13 protein-coding genes are annotated in these 17,588 nt (G+C 44.2%); 7 read left to right on the plus strand and 6 right to left on the minus strand.

Annotated elements, in window-relative coordinates; translation table 11 throughout:
* Positions 1–5: 5 nt before the first annotated feature.
* On the plus strand, positions 6–1,223 hold the full coding sequence (locus E5672_RS02995) for an MFS transporter (protein WP_136780852.1): 1,218 nt from the start codon (positions 6–8) through the stop codon (positions 1,221–1,223).
* A gap of 27 nt (positions 1,224–1,250) precedes the next feature.
* Here E5672_RS02995 and E5672_RS03000 read toward each other — a convergent pair whose 3' ends face one another.
* The 4 genes from E5672_RS03000 to sodB form a co-directional block, all read right to left on the minus strand.
* Complete coding sequence (locus E5672_RS03000; protein ID WP_136780853.1) at positions 1,251–2,798, minus strand: SpoVR family protein; 1,548 nt, start codon at positions 2,796–2,798, stop codon at positions 1,251–1,253.
* A gap of 1 nt (position 2,799) precedes the next feature.
* Entirely contained in the window at positions 2,800–4,086 is a 1,287-nt protein-coding gene (locus E5672_RS03005) for a YeaH/YhbH family protein (RefSeq protein ID WP_136780854.1), read from the minus strand.
* Positions 4,087–4,167: 81 nt separating this feature from the next.
* Positions 4,168–6,090, minus strand: a complete 1,923-nt coding sequence (locus tag E5672_RS03010; RefSeq protein WP_136780855.1) for a PrkA family serine protein kinase — start codon at positions 6,088–6,090, stop codon at positions 4,168–4,170.
* Positions 6,091–6,333: 243 nt separating this feature from the next.
* Positions 6,334–6,915, minus strand: coding sequence for a superoxide dismutase [Fe] (gene sodB, locus E5672_RS03015; RefSeq protein ID WP_136780856.1), 582 nt, complete (start codon positions 6,913–6,915; stop codon positions 6,334–6,336).
* Positions 6,916–7,264: 349 nt separating this feature from the next.
* Here sodB and E5672_RS03020 point away from each other — a divergent pair, with 349 nt between their 5' ends.
* The 5 genes from E5672_RS03020 to E5672_RS03040 all read left to right on the plus strand — a co-directional run bounded on the left by E5672_RS03020 (position 7,265) and on the right by E5672_RS03040 (position 15,454).
* Entirely contained in the window at positions 7,265–7,615 is a 351-nt protein-coding gene (locus E5672_RS03020) for a Grx4 family monothiol glutaredoxin (RefSeq protein ID WP_136780857.1), read from the plus strand.
* Positions 7,616–7,947: 332 nt separating this feature from the next.
* Positions 7,948–10,518: a TonB-dependent receptor plug domain-containing protein gene (locus E5672_RS03025; protein WP_136780858.1), complete on the plus strand. Its 2,571-nt coding sequence runs from the start codon at positions 7,948–7,950 to the stop codon at positions 10,516–10,518.
* 165 nt (positions 10,519–10,683) lie between these two features.
* Positions 10,684–11,244 (plus strand): RNA polymerase sigma factor, encoded by a 561-nt coding sequence (locus E5672_RS03030; RefSeq protein WP_240692138.1) that lies wholly within the window; start codon positions 10,684–10,686, stop codon positions 11,242–11,244.
* A gap of 1 nt (position 11,245) precedes the next feature.
* Complete coding sequence (locus E5672_RS03035) at positions 11,246–12,301, plus strand: FecR family protein (protein WP_136780860.1); 1,056 nt, start codon at positions 11,246–11,248, stop codon at positions 12,299–12,301.
* A 333-nt stretch (positions 12,302–12,634) separates the two neighbouring features.
* Positions 12,635–15,454: a TonB-dependent receptor domain-containing protein gene (locus E5672_RS03040; RefSeq protein ID WP_420809567.1), complete on the plus strand. Its 2,820-nt coding sequence runs from the start codon at positions 12,635–12,637 to the stop codon at positions 15,452–15,454.
* Between the two features lie 112 nt (positions 15,455–15,566).
* Here E5672_RS03040 and E5672_RS03045 read toward each other — a convergent pair whose 3' ends face one another.
* Entirely contained in the window at positions 15,567–15,761 is a 195-nt protein-coding gene (locus tag E5672_RS03045) for a bacterioferritin-associated ferredoxin (protein ID WP_136780862.1), read from the minus strand.
* 274 nt (positions 15,762–16,035) lie between these two features.
* Between E5672_RS03045 and E5672_RS03050 the strand changes: the two genes are divergently transcribed.
* Positions 16,036–16,641 carry a peroxiredoxin gene (locus tag E5672_RS03050; protein WP_136780863.1) on the plus strand — a complete coding sequence of 202 codons (606 nt, stop codon included), beginning with the start codon at positions 16,036–16,038 and terminating at the stop codon, positions 16,639–16,641.
* Positions 16,642–16,714: 73 nt separating this feature from the next.
* On the opposite strand, the gene rnt is transcribed toward E5672_RS03050, so the two are convergent.
* On the minus strand, positions 16,715–17,350 hold the full coding sequence (gene rnt, locus E5672_RS03055; RefSeq protein WP_136780864.1) for a ribonuclease T: 636 nt from the start codon (positions 17,348–17,350) through the stop codon (positions 16,715–16,717).
* Positions 17,351–17,588 lie beyond the last annotated feature (238 nt).

Raw genomic sequence — 17,588 nt, forward strand, 5'->3', positions numbered from 1 at the left:
GTGAATTGTCACCAAATGGCCTAAACGACGCCAAAAGCACTTCGGCGAGCCCAACAAGCGGCAAGACCGGTCTTTTTATTCTTGCTATTACCTACTGGCTTTACTTTGGTCAGCTTGGCGTACTTGTGCCTTATTTAGGCATTTTTCTTGATGGGCGGGGGTTTTCCTCTGCCGAGATTGGTGAACTCTTTGCGGTTATAACGTTAGCGCGTATTTTAGGCCCTGGCTTGTGGGCTGGCGTGTCCGATAAAACCGGTAACGCCATCGGCGTAATGCGTTTGGGGTGCTTGCTTACCGTACTGTCTTTCAGTTCGGTATTTTACTTCACCAGTTTTTGGGGACTTACGCTGGCTTTCGGATTAATGATGATGTTCTGGACAGCGGTATTGCCTCAGCTTGAAGTTATTACCATGAATACAGTGGCGAAAACTAAGGCTACCTATGGGCAAATAAGGCTCTGGGGGAGTGTTGGCTTCATTTGTTTGACAGTAGGGGTGGGCAAAGCCCTTGATATTTTTTCTACCGATACCCCTGTGCACGCCAGTATTGGCGTACTTGCACTTTTGTTTATAAGTACCTTGTTTATACGCGCGCCGAATGAAGCTGCACCTGAATCGTCTACCGCGGGCAGTATTTGGAAATATGCCAAACAAAAACCTTTTGCTATCTTTATTTTCGCTTCCGCGTGTTTGCAAATTAGCTTTGGTGCGTATTACGGTTTTTTCGCACTTTACATGCGGGACCTTGATTACAGCGGTCAACAAACTGGCATCTTTATCGCGCTTGGGGTACTTGCCGAAGTGGGGATATTTCTAATTGCCCGTAGGCTTATTAGTCAGTTTGGCGTGTGGAATTTATTGTTCGTGAGCATCGCGCTGACAGGGCTTCGCTGGTATGTCATGGCGGCGTTTGCTGATACCTTTATGGTGATTGTGTTGAGCCAGCTTATTCATGCGTTAAGCTTTGGTTTAACCCATGCGGTATCGGTGCATTTTATCCACCAGTTTCTGCCGAAGGCGTATCAAAGCCGAGGGCAAGCGGTATACATCAGTATAGCATTTGGATTAGGTGGCGCATTTGGCAACTACATGGCGGGGCAACAATGGCAGCAAGGCACTAACGCCTATGAGACATTCGTTACCGCAGCCGTTTTTGCAGCAATAGGCGCACTGTCATTGTTATTGTGTTCAAAAAAAGAAATGGAAAGTGCAAAGGCGTCTTAAAACTCGGTCTAAGAGTTGACCGCAGGCTTATGCCTGCGGTGTACGTTTACACTCGGATATCACTTCAACGCCATCTTCACCATTGTCTTGCTCTAAGCGTACATCGAATTTCCACAGCCTGTGCAGGTGGCGCATAACTTCATCTTTCGAATCGCCTAGCGGAATACCTCGTTGAGGAATATAGCGAAGAGTAAGCGAACGGTCGCCTCGCACGTCAACGTTATGTACCTGAATGTTGGGCTCTAAATTACTCAAATTGTATTGCGCGGAAAGCTTTTCCTTAATAATTTGATAACCCATTTCATCATGAATAGCACTCACCGCTATAAAGGGTTTAGCGGTGTCATCTTCAAGGGCGAATAATTTAAAGTCGCGAATAACTTTTGGCGATAAAAACTGACTGATAAAACTTTCGTCTTTAAAGTTTTCCATGGCGAAATGCAAGGTTTCCAGCCAATCTTTACCCGCAATACTCGGTAAATACTTATAATCTTCTTCAGTGGGTGACTGACATACCCGTTTAATATCCATAAACATGGAAAAGCCTAGTGCGTATGGATTAATGCCAGAGTAATAAGGACTGTTGTACTCTGGCTGCATGACAACGCTTGAATGACTGTGCAAAAACTCCATCATGAAACGATCGCTGACCAACCCCTCGTCATACATCTCATTGAGAATATGGTAATGCCAAAAACAGGCCCATCCCTCATTCATCACTTGGGTTTGTTTTTGCGGATAAAAATACTGTGAAACTTTGCGTACAATACGCACAATCTCTCGCTGCCAAGGCTCAAGTAAAGGAGCGTTTTTTTCGATAAAATAAAGCAGGTTTTCTTGCGGTTCTTGTGGAAAGCGAATTTTTTCTTTGTGTTTGCTATGCGGGCTATCGGGCAATGTGCGCCAAAGCTCATTCACTTGCGATTGCAGGTAGGCTTCGCGCTCTTCCTGCCTGTTTTTCTCTTCTTGTAGGGAAATCTTCTGCGGGCGCTTATATCGGTCAACACCATAATTCATAAGCGCGTGGCACGAGTCGAGCATATTTTCGACCTCGTCATAGCCGTACTTTTGTTCGCACTTCGCAATATAGTTTTTTGCAAACACAAGATAATCGATAATAGAACTGGCATCAGTCCAGGTTTTAAATAAGTAGTTGCCTTTGAAAAATGAATTGTGGCCATAGCATGCGTGAGCCATCACTAGCGCTTGCATTGTAATGGTGTTTTCTTCCATTAAATACGCAATGCAGGGGTCAGAGTTAATGACGATTTCGTATGCCAGTCCCATTTGCCCACGACGGTACTGCTGCTCAGTTTGAATAAACTTTTTGCCAAAGCTCCAGTGTGTGTAATTAAGCGGCATACCTATGCTGGCGTAGGCATCCATCATTTGCTCGGCGGTAATAACCTCAATTTGATTAGGGTAGGTGTCTAGCTTAAATTTTTTGGCGATGCGATCGATATGTTGCTCGTACTCTTCGATAAGGGGAAATGTCCAGTCGGGCCCATCGCTTAATAAATGACGTCTTGATGATTTAGCCTTGCTGCTTTCTTTTGCCATTGTGTCGGTTGTCATATTAGGCTCCTTGCTGCGCATCTTGTTCAGAGCGTTTGAATAGCTCTCTGAACACAGGGTAGATGTCGGCCTGGGTTTGTATGTGCTTACATACGAAATTGTCGTGTGTGGCGGCCACTTTCTCGTATTCACGCCACAAACTTTGGTGCTGCCTCTCAGTTATTTCGATATAGGCATAGTAACGGGTTGCTGGTAACAACTTAGCGGCAAGTAAGTCTCGGCATTGCGGTGAGTCATCAGCCCAGTTATCGCCATCTGATGCCTGCGCCGCATAAATATTCCAGTTTCCATCGCTATAGCGCTCGCGCACCACTTCGTCCATAAGCTTCAATGCACTGGAAACAATAGTGCCACCGGTTTCTTGAGAATAGAAAAACTCCTGCTCGTCGACTTCTTTTGCCTGTGTATGGTGGCGAATGTACACCACATCCACGTTTTCATAGGTGCGAGTTAGAAATAAATACAGCAAGATATAAAACCGTTTCGCCATGTCTTTAGTGGCTTGATCCATAGAGCCAGACACATCCATTAAACAAAACATTACGGCTTTACTTGAGGGAAGCGGGCGCTTGTCATAGTTCTTAAAGCGCAAATCAAAAGTATCAATAAAAGGCACTCGGGCTATTTTGGCTTTAAGTGCTTCAATTTCTTCTTTTAATGCATTTATGGCTAACGTATTGTCGTGCTTGTCTTCTATAAGCAGTGCAAGTTTTTCTTCAAGCTCTCTTAGTTTCTTTCTATCACTTCCGCTTAGGGCAATACGCCTTGCTACAGAGCCTTTAAGCGAGCGAACAATATCTAAATTACTTGGCACACCATCGGTCTGATAACCTGCGCGGTAGGTTTCAAATTGAGTGACTTTATCAAATTGATTTTTCTTTAAATTGGGAAGCGCTAAATCTTCAAAAAGTAGGTCTAAATATTCGTCTTTGGATATAGAAAATACGAACTCATCCTGGCCTTCGCCTTCATTGCTAGCGTCGCCTTCGCCTGCGCCCTTGCCACCGCCACCTGGCGGTCTGTCAATTTTATCACCCGCAGTGAATTGGTCGTTGCCTGGGTGGACAATATCTCTACTGCCGCCGCGGCCGGTATGAAAAATTGGTTCAGAGATATCTCTGGCTGGAATGCTAATTTGCTCGCCAGAATCTAAATCGGTAACAGAGCGTTTACCCACTGCATCAGAAACAGCGCGCTTTATCTGCTGTTTGTAACGCTTGATAAAGCGTTGGCGGTTTACCGTACTCTTACCTTTGCTGTTTAACCTTCGGTCAATAAAATGCGCCATACACACCTGCTTGTTTTGTTGCGAACTTCAAATACCCGTTTTAAAGCGTGCAAATGCACGCCTTAAAACTGCGTAAAGGCGTTAGGACGCTTTACGTACGCGCAGGTACCATTCACAAAGCAACCGAACTTGCTTTTGCGTATAGCCTTTCTCGGTCATACGGTTTACAAAGTCGTCGTGCTTTTTCTGTTCTTCTGCAGAGCCTTTGGTGTTAAACGAAATAACCGGCAATAAGTCTTCCGTGTTGGAAAACATTTTCTTCTCAATCACGGTGCGAAGTTTTTCGTAACTGGTCCATGCTGGGTTTTTACCGCCGTTATTCGCACGGGCTCTCAAGACAAAGTTAACGATTTCGTTACGGAAGTCTTTCGGGTTGCTTATTCCAGCAGGCTTCTCTGTCTTTTCTAACTCAGCATTCAGTGACGCTCTGTCGAACAGCTGTCCGGTTTCTGGGTCGCGATACTCTTGGTCTTGGATCCAGAAATCAGCATAGGTCACATAGCGGTCAAACAGGTTCTGCCCATACTCTGAATACGATTCTAGATAAGCCGTTTGAATTTCTTTACCAATGAACTCAACATAGCGAGGGATAAGGTAGCCCTTCAAGAATTCCAAATACTTATCAGCAGTTTCTTGTGGGAATTGCTCCCGTTCAATTTGACGCTCCAGTACATAAAACAAGTGAACCGGATTTGCCGCCACTTCTTGATGATCGAAATTGAAAACCCTAGAGAGAATCTTAAATGCGAACCGGGTGGATAACCCTTCCATGCCTTCGTCAACACCGGCGTAGTCTCGGTATTCTTGATACGACTTGGCTTTAGGGTCGGTGTCCTTTAGGCTTTCGCCATCATACACTCGCATTTTAGAAAACAGACTGGAGTTCTCCGGCTCTTTTAAGCGCGATAACACAGTAAACTGCGCTAAACATTCCAGCGTGTCAGGTGCACAAGGCGCGCCGTTAAGCTCGCTGCTGTCCAGCAGCTTTTTGTAGATTTTGATTTCTTCACGAACACGCAAACAATACGGTACTTTTACAATATACACGCGGTCTAGAAAGGCTTCGTTATTTTTGTTGTTCCTAAACGATTGCCACTCAGATTCGTTTGAGTGTGCAAGTATAAGTCCATCGAAGGGAAGGGCAGAGAAGCCTTCTGTTGGGTTGTAGTTGCCCTCTTGTGTAGCGGTTAGTAGTGGATGCAGCACTTTAATCGGTGCTTTAAACATCTCTACAAATTCCATTAAGCCCTGATTGGCCTTACACAGTGAGCCTGAATAGCTGTAAGCGTCAGGGTCGTTTTGTGCATACTGCTCTAAGCGGCGAATATCTACTTTACCCACAAGCGATGAAATATCTTGGTTGTTCTCATCACCGGGTTCGGTTTTCGCAATGCCCATTTGATCAAGCACCGAAGGATAAACCCGAACCACCTTAAATTGGGTAATATCGCCATTGAATTCATGCAGACGCTTGCGCGCCCAAGGAGACATGATAGTTTTTAAGTAGCGCTTAGGAATGCCATACTCTTTTTGTAAAATATCACCGTCTTCTTTAACGTCAAACAGACAGAACGGATGGTCGTTAACCGGTGAGCCTTTTAGCATGTAAATCGGTACATGCTGCATCAGCTCTTTAAGCCTTTCCGCCAGAGAAGATTTACCGCCACCTACCGGGCCGAGTAAATAGAGAATTTGTTTCTTCTCTTCAAGACCTTGTGCGGCGTGTTTAAGGTAAGAAACGATTTGCTCTATGGCCTCTTCCATGCCATAGAATTCTGAAAAAGCTGGATAACGAGAAATAACGCGGTTTGAAAAAATGCGGCTAAGCGCCGGGTCGTTAGCAGTGTCGATTAATTCAGGCTCACCAATAGCTTGTAGCAAACGTTCTGCTGCATTTGCATAAGCGGTTTGATCCTCTTTACAAATTTCAAGGAACTCCCCAATGGTGAACTCTTCCTGTTTTCGCTCTTCATAGCGACTTTGATAGTGTTCAAAAATACCCATGAATACCCCTTAAATACGGAACCCCGTATTTTCAGCTTAGTCGGTATTTTGGAAAAGGATAGTAATTATTGTGTATAGTTTTTAATCTTTTCGTCTAATAAAAAATGCAACTTTTATAAGAATTTAGTGTCTCTAGATGAACATTTTCGCACAAACAAAAGCCCCGCTCGAAAGCGGGGCTTTTTAAATCACAAAGGCAAAAACTGTCGTGCACAATAGGCACACAGCTTTTAAGGGGTTCGCTTATGCAAAATTGCTGCTTGCGAATTCCCAGTTAACTAATGCCCAGAAGTTTTCTAGGTACTTAGGACGCGCGTTACGATAATCGATGTAGTAAGCGTGCTCCCAAAGGTCAACAGTAAGTACTGGCGTTAAGTCGTCGCCAGATATAGGTGTTTCAGCATTGCTAGTGTTAACAATGTCTAGGCTGCCATCAGCAGTTTTAACTAACCATGTCCAGCTAGAGCCAAAGTTGTTAACTGCTTTGTCGTTAAACGCAGCTTGGAAGTCTGCGAATGAGCCCCATTTTGCGTTAATCGCGTCAGCTAGTGCGCCAGTTGGCTCACCGCCGCCGTTTGGACTTAGGCAGTGCCAGTAGAACGTGTGGTTCCAAACTTGTGCTGCGTTATTGAAAACACCGCCTTCAGAAGATTTGATAATTTCTTCTAGGCTTTTGTTTTCCATGTCAGTACCTTCAACTAGGCCGTTAAGCTTAGTTACATAAGTAGCGTGGTGCTTGCCATAGTGGTATTCAAGCGTTTCAGCAGAAATATGTGGTTCTAGTGCATTTTGTTCGTATGGTAATGCTGGTAGTTCAAAAGCCATGACGGTCTCCATGTTGGTTTAGTATTGTAGTCTAAAGCACACTTATCTTCGCCTGTTCAATAAGTGCCAGTCAACGCTTACCTGACTATATCACTTTAGACGCTAAAGCATATCCCAGATATGGGGATAAAGTCCTATAACTCAATGACAAAATTGTGAATTTTTTTTCAAAAACTATTTTGTGAAAATATAAAGCATGTTGTTATACAGGTACATAGCGATATAGCGAATGAAAAGATCAATTCAGTGATGAGTTATTAAAGGCAATTTTATGGTACTCTTTGCCTTGATAAATCATTCATGCATTCCCATCTTACTGGGAATACACTTTTGTGCTCAGAGGAATCAAATGGATAATACTGAAAATCAATCAACGCTAGACAGAATCAAGCAACAAATCGAAGAAAACCCAATTTTGTTGTACATGAAAGGTTCTCCTAAACTACCTAGCTGTGGCTTTTCTTCACAAGCATCACAAGCGTTGATGTCATGTGGCGAACCATTTGCTTATGTAGATATTCTTCAAAACCCTGATATTCGTGCTGAACTGCCTAAGTACGCGAATTGGCCAACATTCCCACAGCTATGGGTGGAAGGCGAACTTGTTGGCGGTTGCGATATTATTATTGAAATGTTCCAACAAAACGAACTTCAGCCGCTTATCAAAGAAACTGCTGAAAAGTACAAAGAAGAAGAGTAAATCTTTAAATTTTTCTACTCTTGCTGATATTTTAAATATCGATTAAAAAGCTGGCTTTAAGTCAGCTTTTTTTATTAAAAGCTGCCAAAATTCCCACACTTATTTTCCCGTAAAAGTTATATAGACAGGTCAGAAATTAAAATCCTCTATGGCTTGAAAAAATATTTTTATTTTATCGAAAAAGGTTTGTTTTTTAATATCTTGCGTTCTATAAAAACATCATCTGACCGCAGATGAGTCAGTGTTGAAGGTACAAAATAACAACCTCTCAGTTCACTTTTTTATGTGTAAAAAACGCTAGAAGTGTTCTAGAGAAACTCCGGGAAATCACCATGAATACAACCTTGTCTTTATTGACTAAAAACGTGCGTGGCGTATTAGCTGCATCAGCCGCGTTTTCAGTAATGGCTACAGCACCTGTCTACGCACAAGAAGCTGAAGAAAGTGCAAAAGCTGAAGATTATGAACAAATTGCGGTAGTTGGTTCGCGTGCAGCACCTCGCTCGGTGGCTGACTCAGCAGTTCCAATTGATATTATCTCTGACGAAGAGTTTAAGCAGCAGGGTGCCACTGATATGGTATCTATGATGCAAACCGTTGTTCCGTCTTTTAACGTAAACGACCAGCCCATCAACGATGCTTCAACGCTTGTGCGTCCTGCCAACCTTCGCGGTATGGCATCTGACCATACTCTAGTACTTGTAAACGGTAAGCGTCGCCACCGTTCTGCGGTAATCACTTTCCTAGGTGGCGGTCTATCAGACGGTGCGCAAGGTCCTGATATTTCGGTTATCCCAGCAGCGGCACTTAAGCAGGTGGAAGTACTTCGTGATGGTGCAGCAGCGCAATACGGTTCTGATGCCATTGCAGGGGTTATTAACTTCGTACTTAATGATGCGTCGGAAGGCGGTTCATTCGAAGCCCGTTACGGCTCTTATTACGAAGGCGATGGCGACATGATTCAGCTGTCGGGTAATGTAGGCCTACCACTTTCTGATAAGGGGTTCATCAACCTTTCAGCCGAATACCGTACTGCTGATGATACTTCTCGCAGCGTTCAGCGTGACGATGCAGCGGCGCTTATTGCGGCAGGTAATACCTTTGTGGCAGATCCTGCACAAATTTGGGGTTCGCCTGAAATTAAGCATGACATCAAGCTTTTCGCTAACGCAGGTCTTGAGCTTTCTGCAACGTCAGAAGCTTATATATTTGGTAACTTTGCCGAGCGTGAAGTTGAAGGTGGCTTCTACTTCCGTAATCCGCACAATCGTGGTGGTGTAAACGACGGTGGTACAAATGAAGACGGTGAGCAGCTACTTCTGGTTGGTGATTTAACAGGCGACATGTCAGGTAACTGCCCAACAGATATAGTGGTTGGTGACAACGTTCTTGAAAACCCTACCTATATCAATCAGGTGTTAAACAATCCTGATTGCTTCGCGTTTAACGAGATTCTTCCGGGCGGTTTCACACCTCGCTTTGGCGGTACGGTAACCGACATGTCTCTTGTTTTTGGTACCAAAGGCGAATTAGCCAATGATATTACCTATGACGTAAGTTTAAACCTTGGCCAAAACGAAGTTGATTTTTCTATTAGCAATACAATTAACCCATCTTTAGGCCCAGAAACGCCGTTCGAGTTTAGCCCAGGTCGTTATACCCAATCTGAGCAAACTCTTGATATTGATTTTACAAAACCTTTCGATGTTGGTTTGTATGAGCCGCTATTTGTAGCGACTGGCTTCCAATACCGCAACGAAAGTTATGAGAGCTTTGCAGGTGATACTGCCTCTTATGAAATAGGTCCGCTGGCGACACAAGGCTTTGGCATTGGCTCAAATGGTTTCCCTGGCTTGGCGGCCAATAGCCAAGGTCGTGTGTCCCGCAACAACATCGCGCTTTACATCGACGCAGAAGCCTACATCACTGAAAACTTTATGCTAGCCGGTGCGCTACGTTACGAAGATTTCTCTGATTTCGGTAATACAACCAAAGGTAAGATTGCTTTCCGTTGGCAAGCGCTAGAGAACATTGCGTTCCGTGGTGCGTTCTCAACGGGCTTTAAAGCACCTACGCTGGGTCAAAGTAATGTACGTAACGTAACAACTGCGTTTGGTACGGGCGGTGAGCTAATTGACCGTGCAACGCTACCTCCAACAGATCCTGTATCTCAACTTAAAGGCGGTGAGCAGTTAACGCCAGAAGAGTCAGAGAGCATCACATTTGGTGTGGTAGCAGACTTTGAAAATGGTCTATTCATTACTGCCGACTACTACAACATTGAATTGACAGACCGTATCAGTACAGCGTCTGGTATTGCGTTAACAGAAGAAGATATTGCGACGTTACTAGCGCAAGGCATTAATGATGCATCTAGTTTCTCTGAAATTAGTTTCTTCACGAATGACTTTGATACGACTACTGAAGGTCTTGATGTAGTTGCTAACTACTCGATGGAGATGATGGGTGGTGAAACTAAATTCTCACTAGCCTACAACTGGACATCTACAGAGGTAGATCGCGCTTCAGATAATATTTCTGAGTTCCGTATTCGCATGCTAGAAGATAACCTTCCGGCAGTGCGCTACAGTGCAACAGCAAATCACACTAACGGTGACTGGCGCTTCCTTGCACGTTTGAACTATTACGGTAGCATCTTTGAAGATCACTTAGATTCTGCACTACCTATTGAAAAAGTGGGTTCAGAATTTACTGTGGACTTAGAAGTGGCTTATAACTTCACTGAGGAGTTTACTGTAACGGTAGGCGCGAAAAACGCCTTTGATGAATACCCAGATGAGAATACACAGTATGCAGGTATCGCAGGTTCGTTGTACCCAACTACCTCGCCTATCGGCATTAACGGTGGCTTCTATTATCTAAGAGGTGTTTACACTTTTTAATCGCTAAGCTTAGCGAAAACAACTTTCACAAATGTTTCAACGTGGAGGGGAGCGTTAGCTCCCCTTTTATTTTGAATATTGAACATCATTTGCGTGAAAAGTTAGGAATAAACAGGCATTATTGATGCCATTGTAAGCAATTCGAAACACACAACTCTTATTATTATGACAAGAAAGTCGACAGTAGCTGAAACCTTCTTAAAATACCGCGCCAAGTTAATGCGTGCGGTAGGTTCTATTGTTGGCGCCGACGACATTGAAGATATTGTGCAAGAAGCCTTTATAAAGAGCTACGAAGCAGAACTAAAACAAGAAATACAATACGAGCGTACGTACATGCTCAAAACAGCGCGTAATTTAGCGCTAAACCATGTTGCAAAAGCAGAAAATAAAAACAAGCAGCAGCTGGATGACATGGATATTTTGCCTTACGAACTTGTCGGGCACAGTTTAGAAAAGAATGTAGAGAGTAAAGAACGCTTTATTCATTTTTGCCGAGCGACAGACACACTGTCTGCTGATGTTAAACGCGTATTTTTACTTAAAAAAGTATATGGCATGCGACAAAGAGAGATTGCAGAGCTTGTGGGGCTAAGCGAAAGCACCGTAGAAAAGCATGTCGCCAAAGGTTTAATGATGTGCTCTAGATATTTAGCTGAGCTTTCAAAAGACAGTGCATCCCCCCGTGGCACTGCTACCGCGACTCAGGACATAAGCAGTAGTTAACATGAACAATATTCGCCAGTTTTCAAGCAAAGAAGATATCCAAGAGCAAGCATGCCTTTGGATAAGCCGTCTCGACCGCGGTTTAAAAAGTGACGAAAAAGTAGAGCTAGACGGGTGGTTGTCAGAGAGCAATGCGCATCGCCAAGCATTACTTGATGTTGCCAGCTTGTGGGACGATATGTCGGTGCTAAATGAACTAAGCGGCTTGTTTCCGCAACCGACAGCTCGCAATACGGCTAAAAAGCAAAGCCTGCCGAAGGCTGCAGTATGGAGCATCGCTGCTACATTTTTAGTGATGGCAATTGCTGTTGGGGTTATTGTTCAGCGTACATGGCTAGACAATACACCTGAATTTGCCGCTGTAAGCCAAAAAGTACAAACCGGCGTGGGTGAACAGAAAAATGTAACGCTTGCGGATGGTTCAAAGCTTCACTTGAATACTAACTCTACGGTAACCATAGACTTTACATCGACGGCGCGTAACATTGTTCTTTTGAAAGGCGAAGCTCACTTTGAAGTCGCTCACGATAAAACGCGGCCCTTCTCTGTTACTGCGGGAAATAATACGGTTACCGCGGTGGGTACAGCGTTCAATATGCAGTATGTTGATGACAACGCATTCGAACTTGTTGTTACCGATGGCAAAGTGTTAGTTAAAGACCGCTTCAAAGCATCGTCTTCTAATGACTCCCTGTTTGGAAAGCGCCCCGTTGCTGAAGAGGGGCTATTGATGTTTGCTGGGGAGAAAGCCACCGTTCTGGGTAAAGTAGAAGCCCGTGAGAGCATGTCACAAAATGAAATTGATGATGATCTAGCATGGCAGCAAGGTATGATTGTTTTCAAAGGTGAACCTTTGGAATCGGTGCTTGCTGAAATTGGGCGATACACACCCGTACGCTTCCATATCTCTGACGATAGTTTGCGAAAGCGAAGAGTGGCTGGCTATTTTAAAGTGGGCGATATAAACGGTTTGCTATCGGCACTGGAAAGCAGTTTTAATATTAAATACGAGAAGGTCACTGAAACCAGCATTGAGCTTAAGCTGGCGAAAAGTTAAATATTTCTGAAAGTTAGATGTTATTGGTTATTCCCTGTTGGCATCAATTTATTTAATGTGACACTATAATTAAAATAATAAGCACATCGATTTTTTATCTTGCACTACAGCAATTTTGCGATAAGCAGGCAAACGAAAAAGGCAATAGAGAAGCTGCATGCCCTTGCGTGTTTGGCTGGTTGTCGTTCGCAAAAAAAAATCTGGAAACCTTCAATCTTTTCGATTGGTTCACCTTTGCATATAGCTTCCGGTGTATGCTTATGTCTGTCAGCAACCCCGTCACTCTCTGCGCAAGACGAAAACCGTTTACCCTCTGAAAAAACATCGGCAACTGTGCCCAATGCGTTTAGTTTTTCAATTCCAGCCCAAAACGCTAACGAAGCGCTAACGGAACTGGCAAAGCAAGCTAACACCACGTTACTGTTTCCATTTGACCTCGCGAAAAAAGTCACCACTAATGCAGTCAGCGGCACCTTTACGTTGAATGAAGCATTGGCGCAACTTCTAGAAGGAACGGAATTAGCGGTAGTAACCGACGAAAGTGGGGCGTTGAGTATTCGTTCGCGCGCGTCGTTAACAGCAAAGAACGACAAGTACGAAAATGAAGAGCAGCCGGTAGAAGAGCAAGCTAATGGACTTGAAAAAATTGCTGTAGTGGGTACTCGTAATGCGCCACGAAGCGCCGTCGATTCGCCGGTTCCCCTTGATGTCATAGATGCACAAGCGCTGAGTTCACAAGGTAATAGTGATGTGCTGTCTATGTTGAGTGCTATGGTTCCTTCACTCAATGTGAACGACCAGCCCATTAATGACGCTAGCAGCTTGGTAAGGCCTGCAAATCTAAGGGGCATGTCTTCAGATCACACGTTGCTACTGTTAAATGGAAAGCGACGCCATCGTTCAGCCGTTATTACGTTCTTGGGGGGCGGTTTATCTGACGGTGCACAAGGCCCCGACATCTCGGTAATTCCTGCGTATGCTTTGAAGCAAGTTGAGGTGCTTCGAGATGGTGCTTCAGCGCAATATGGCTCAGACGCTATTGCGGGCGTTATCAACTTTGTACTTAATGATGCCCGTGAAGGTGGCAGCGCAGCGTTAAAAGTTGGTGGGTTCAGCGAAGGTGATGGTGAACTGTTTCAAATACAACTAAATAAGGGCTTTGCGTTAGGCGAACATGGTTTTTTAAATGCGACGGCAGAGTATCGGCAGCAAAATGGCACGTCGCGCTCTGTGCAGCGTAATGATGCCCAAGCGTTGATTGACCAAGGAAATAGTTTTATAGCTTCCCCTTCTCAGGTTTGGGGAGCACTTGATGTTAACGAAGATATTAAGCTGGCGCTTAATACCGGGGCAGACCTTTCGTCAACGTCACAGTTTTATAGCTTTGCAACTGCCGCGAGAAGGGAAATAAACGGGGGGTTTTACTTTCGAAATCCTCAAACCCGCGAAGGGGTATTTAGCCGAACGAACCCAAATACGGGGGAACGCCGTCTTATCGTTGCCGATTTAGACGGATTAGATAACGGCATAGCGTGCCCTTCAATTACGCTATCGAATGACAATGTATTAGACAATGCAAACTACCAACTTATCGCTGATAATTCGACAGAGCTTGGCGCAAATTGCTTTGCTTTTAATGAGTGGTTCCCAGGCGGCTTTACGCCTCGATTTGGTGGCACAATAACTGATGCCTCTATAGCCATGGGCGTAAAACAAGAACTTTCTGGTGGTTGGGCAATGGACATCAGTGCAGCCCTGGGTTACAGCGATATAGAGTACGTCATCTCAAATACGGTTAATCCTTCTCTGGGGCCGCAATCGCCAACGACCTTTTCACCGGGTGGGGTATCGCAAGTAGAGCGAACACTTAATCTGGATTTTACGAAACTCATTCAAACCATCTTCGACGACCCTGTTAGCATTGCAGTTGGTGTAGAGTGGCGAAAGGAAACGTATTTTCAAAAAGCTGGAGATGAAGCTTCGTACATTGCCGGGCCTTTTGCTTTAGAGCCGCCGATAGGTTTAAGCCAGGGCTTTTCAATTGGCTCAAATGGCTTTCCTGGTTATCAGCCGCAATCTGCCGGGCACTGGAGTCGCAGTAATTGGGCAATGTATGCAGATCTGGAATTTTACGTTTCCGATTCATGGCAATTTGGTGTAGCGGCACGGGTAGAGCATTTTAGTGATTTTGGGTCAACATTTGATGGAAAGCTAAGTACCCGTTACAAAATTAATGACACGTTTGCATTGCGAGGCTCGGTGAACTCAGGCTTTAAAGCACCGACCGTCGGGCAAAGCAACGTTATCAATGTGACCACTGCTTACGGCCTTAACGGCTTGGAAGATCAAGCAACCTTGCCACCCACAGACCTCATATCGCTGCAGTTAGGTGCCACGCCACTGACTCCTGAAGAATCTGCTAACTTTAGTTTAGGTGTGGTCATGCAAGTTAGTGAGAATTTCTTTGCCACCCTTGATTACTTTAATATCCGTCTTTCCGATCGCATTAGTACAACGTCTGCTATTCCTTTAACCGATGACGACGTAAACGCGCTAATTGCTCAAGGCCGCCCCGATGCAGCGAGATACAATTCAGCTAAATACTTTACGAATGACTTTGACACAAAAACTCAGGGTGTCGATTTCGTTGTTAATTACAATTTTGCTTTAAATGATTGGTCAAATGCTTTGCTTGTGGCCTATAACTGGACAGACACGCAAGTTGAACGGGTTACTCTTTATCCGGCTTTAGTCGATGGCGAGATACAGTATCAACCTAATCTTACTTCGGCTCGAATACGCATGTTAGAGGATAACCTGCCTGCTCACCGAGGTAGCGTTACGCTTGAGCAGTCAAAAGACGCGTGGGCATTTACTTGGCGATTGAATTACTACGGAAAGTTTTACGAAGACCATTTAGATGCATCTGCAGGCCTTGATATCTATGGTAGTGCACTGACGACGTTCGACGCTCAATTGGCTTGGAAACTATTACCTGACGTCCAGCTTACATTGGGAGCACAGAATTTGTTTGATGCGTTACCAGATGAAAACCCATATATGGGGGAGGTTGGGGCACTCTACCCGCCAACGTCACCTGGTGGTATCAATGGCGCATTTTATTACGCGGGCATTGAATATACTTTTAAATAACGAACCGCTATGAAGACATTAACTTAGAAGTGAAGCAGAGTAGTACGATAGGTATTGCAAGCAGGTTAAAAGATATGTAACTGACTAGTAAGAAAAAGCAGTATAGTGATAACTAGCCTACATCTTTAAATAGTGATTCGTCGATGATGGTTTGGTCAATGATTTGTTGCGCCATGTTTATGCACTTACCGCATTGTGAGCCAAGCTCTAAATGTTGACGTAACTCTCGCATATTCCCCACGCCGTTTTTTTCAACGGCAGCACGAATGCTTTTATCAGTTACCCCATAGCACATACAAACAAACATTAAACGTACTCCAAATGAATCTGTAAATGATAATAATTGTTATTCTTTACTTTGGCAAGCGGATAATGACAAATTTAATACAAGGTATTAGAGGAAAGAATGAGCAAAGTGAGTGATGCTAAATCAGTGATGGTAGGATGAGTAAAAAAACGCGTTGTTTAATATTGTTATTTTTACATTCGTACCTATTTTGTTCGAAAGAAATTTCTTACCAAAGTGGTTACGCAACGTAATCGCTTCTATTATTACAATCCAAATATAAATGGAGAGACTCATGAGTGTATTAGTTGGCCGTCCAGCGCCTGATTTTACTGCAGCTGCGGTACTTGGTAGCGGTGAAATTGTAGATTCATTCACGCTAAGCGAAGCAATCAAAGGCAAAAAAGCCGTAGTTTTCTTTTATCCACTAGATTTTACTTTTGTATGCCCGTCAGAGCTTATTGCTTTTGATAAGCGTTTTGACGAGTTCAAAAAGCGTGGCGTTGAAGTAATTGGTGTGTCTATCGACTCTCAGTTCTCACACAATGCGTGGAGAAATACGCCAGTAAATCAAGGCGGTATCGGTCCGGTTAAATACACTCTTGTGGCTGACGTTAAGCACGACATCTGCCAAGCATACGATGTAGAGCACCCAGAAGATGGCGTAGCATTCCGCGGTTCATTCCTAATCGACGAAGAAGGCATGGTGCGTCACCAGGTAATTAACGACCTTCCACTTGGCCGTAACGTTGATGAAATGCTTCGCATGGTAGACGCGCTAGCGTTCCACCAAGACCATGGCGAAGTTTGCCCAGCGGGTTGGACTGAAGGTAAAGCGGGCATGGATGCATCACCTGAAGGTGTTGCTAAGTACCTATCTGAAGAAGCAGACAAGCTATAAGCTAACCTGTTCGAAGATTAAAAAAACAGCGCCCTTTGGCGCTGTTCTTGTTTATGATTCGATTTCGCAATAGCTATTCTTGATTCTCAACAGGCCAGCCTCCCAAGGCTTTATAACGATTTACCATATAGCAAAATAGCTCAGTCGTTTTCTGCGCGTCATACAGCGCACTGTGCGCCTCATTTTGATCAAATGCAATCCCTGCAGCACGACATGCCTTCACCAAAACGGTCTGGCCAAGGGCTAGGCCCGCAAGACTGGTGGTATCAAATGAAACGAACGGGTGGAATGGCGTACGCTTTATATTGCAGCGTTCTATCGCGGCATTGACGAAACTCTGATCGAACGTTGCATTGTGAGCAACAATAACTGAACGTTGACAGTCTGCATTTTTTTGCGCCTTGCGAATGCCTTTACATAAATCTTTCATGGCATCACTTTCTTCAATCGCTCCACGCAGTGCGCAATTAGGATCGATACCGTTAAATTCAAGCGCAGCGGGCTCTAAATTTGAGCCCTCAAACGGGTCGATGTGATAGTGAAAGGTTTGATCAGGATGAAGTATACCGTCTTCATCCATCTTAACTGTTACCGCTGCTAATTCTAACAGGGCGTCAGTGCCTGCATTAAATCCGGCTGTTTCAACGTCGATAACAACGGGAAAGTAACCTCGAAAGCGCTGGGAAAGAAGGGGCGGGTTGGCAGACATAAACACTCTTGTAATACTGGATTGCGTAAAATAGCTGGCAGCGTTGACGCTTACCAACCTACGAAACATATTGCGTACAAGAATTATCGCAAGGATACCTCTGAGTTGCCAGTTTCAATTTGTAATCGATAAATCAGATACATAGCAATGGTACAGAACGCGAGTGGTATTAAACGCTAAACTTTTCTACAATTTGGACGATATTCTTAATAAGCGTGAATAAATTAGGGCATGCACT

The sequence above is a fragment of the Alteromonas portus genome (assembly GCF_005117025.1).
GTDB classification, from domain to species: Bacteria; Pseudomonadota; Gammaproteobacteria; order Enterobacterales; family Alteromonadaceae; genus Alteromonas; species Alteromonas portus.

Excerpts from the sequence above, each read along its gene's own strand:
- E5672_RS03000 (WP_136780853.1), bottom strand. The coding sequence starts at position 2,798 with ATGACAACCGACACAATGGCAAAAGAAAGCAGCAAGGCTAAATCATCA.
- E5672_RS03005 (WP_136780854.1), bottom strand. The coding sequence starts at position 4,086 with ATGGCGCATTTTATTGACCGAAGGTTAAACAGCAAAGGTAAGAGTACG.
- E5672_RS03010 (WP_136780855.1), bottom strand. The coding sequence starts at position 6,090 with ATGGGTATTTTTGAACACTATCAAAGTCGCTATGAAGAGCGAAAACAG.
- sodB (WP_136780856.1), bottom strand. The coding sequence starts at position 6,915 with ATGGCTTTTGAACTACCAGCATTACCATACGAACAAAATGCACTAGAA.
- E5672_RS03020 (WP_136780857.1), top strand. The coding sequence starts at position 7,265 with ATGGATAATACTGAAAATCAATCAACGCTAGACAGAATCAAGCAACAA.
- E5672_RS03025 (WP_136780858.1), top strand. The coding sequence starts at position 7,948 with ATGAATACAACCTTGTCTTTATTGACTAAAAACGTGCGTGGCGTATTA.
- E5672_RS03030 (WP_240692138.1), top strand. The coding sequence starts at position 10,684 with ATGACAAGAAAGTCGACAGTAGCTGAAACCTTCTTAAAATACCGCGCC.
- E5672_RS03035 (WP_136780860.1), top strand. The coding sequence starts at position 11,246 with ATGAACAATATTCGCCAGTTTTCAAGCAAAGAAGATATCCAAGAGCAA.
- E5672_RS03045 (WP_136780862.1), bottom strand. The coding sequence starts at position 15,761 with ATGTTTGTTTGTATGTGCTATGGGGTAACTGATAAAAGCATTCGTGCT.
- E5672_RS03050 (WP_136780863.1), top strand. The coding sequence starts at position 16,036 with ATGAGTGTATTAGTTGGCCGTCCAGCGCCTGATTTTACTGCAGCTGCG.
- rnt (WP_136780864.1), bottom strand. The coding sequence starts at position 17,350 with ATGTCTGCCAACCCGCCCCTTCTTTCCCAGCGCTTTCGAGGTTACTTT.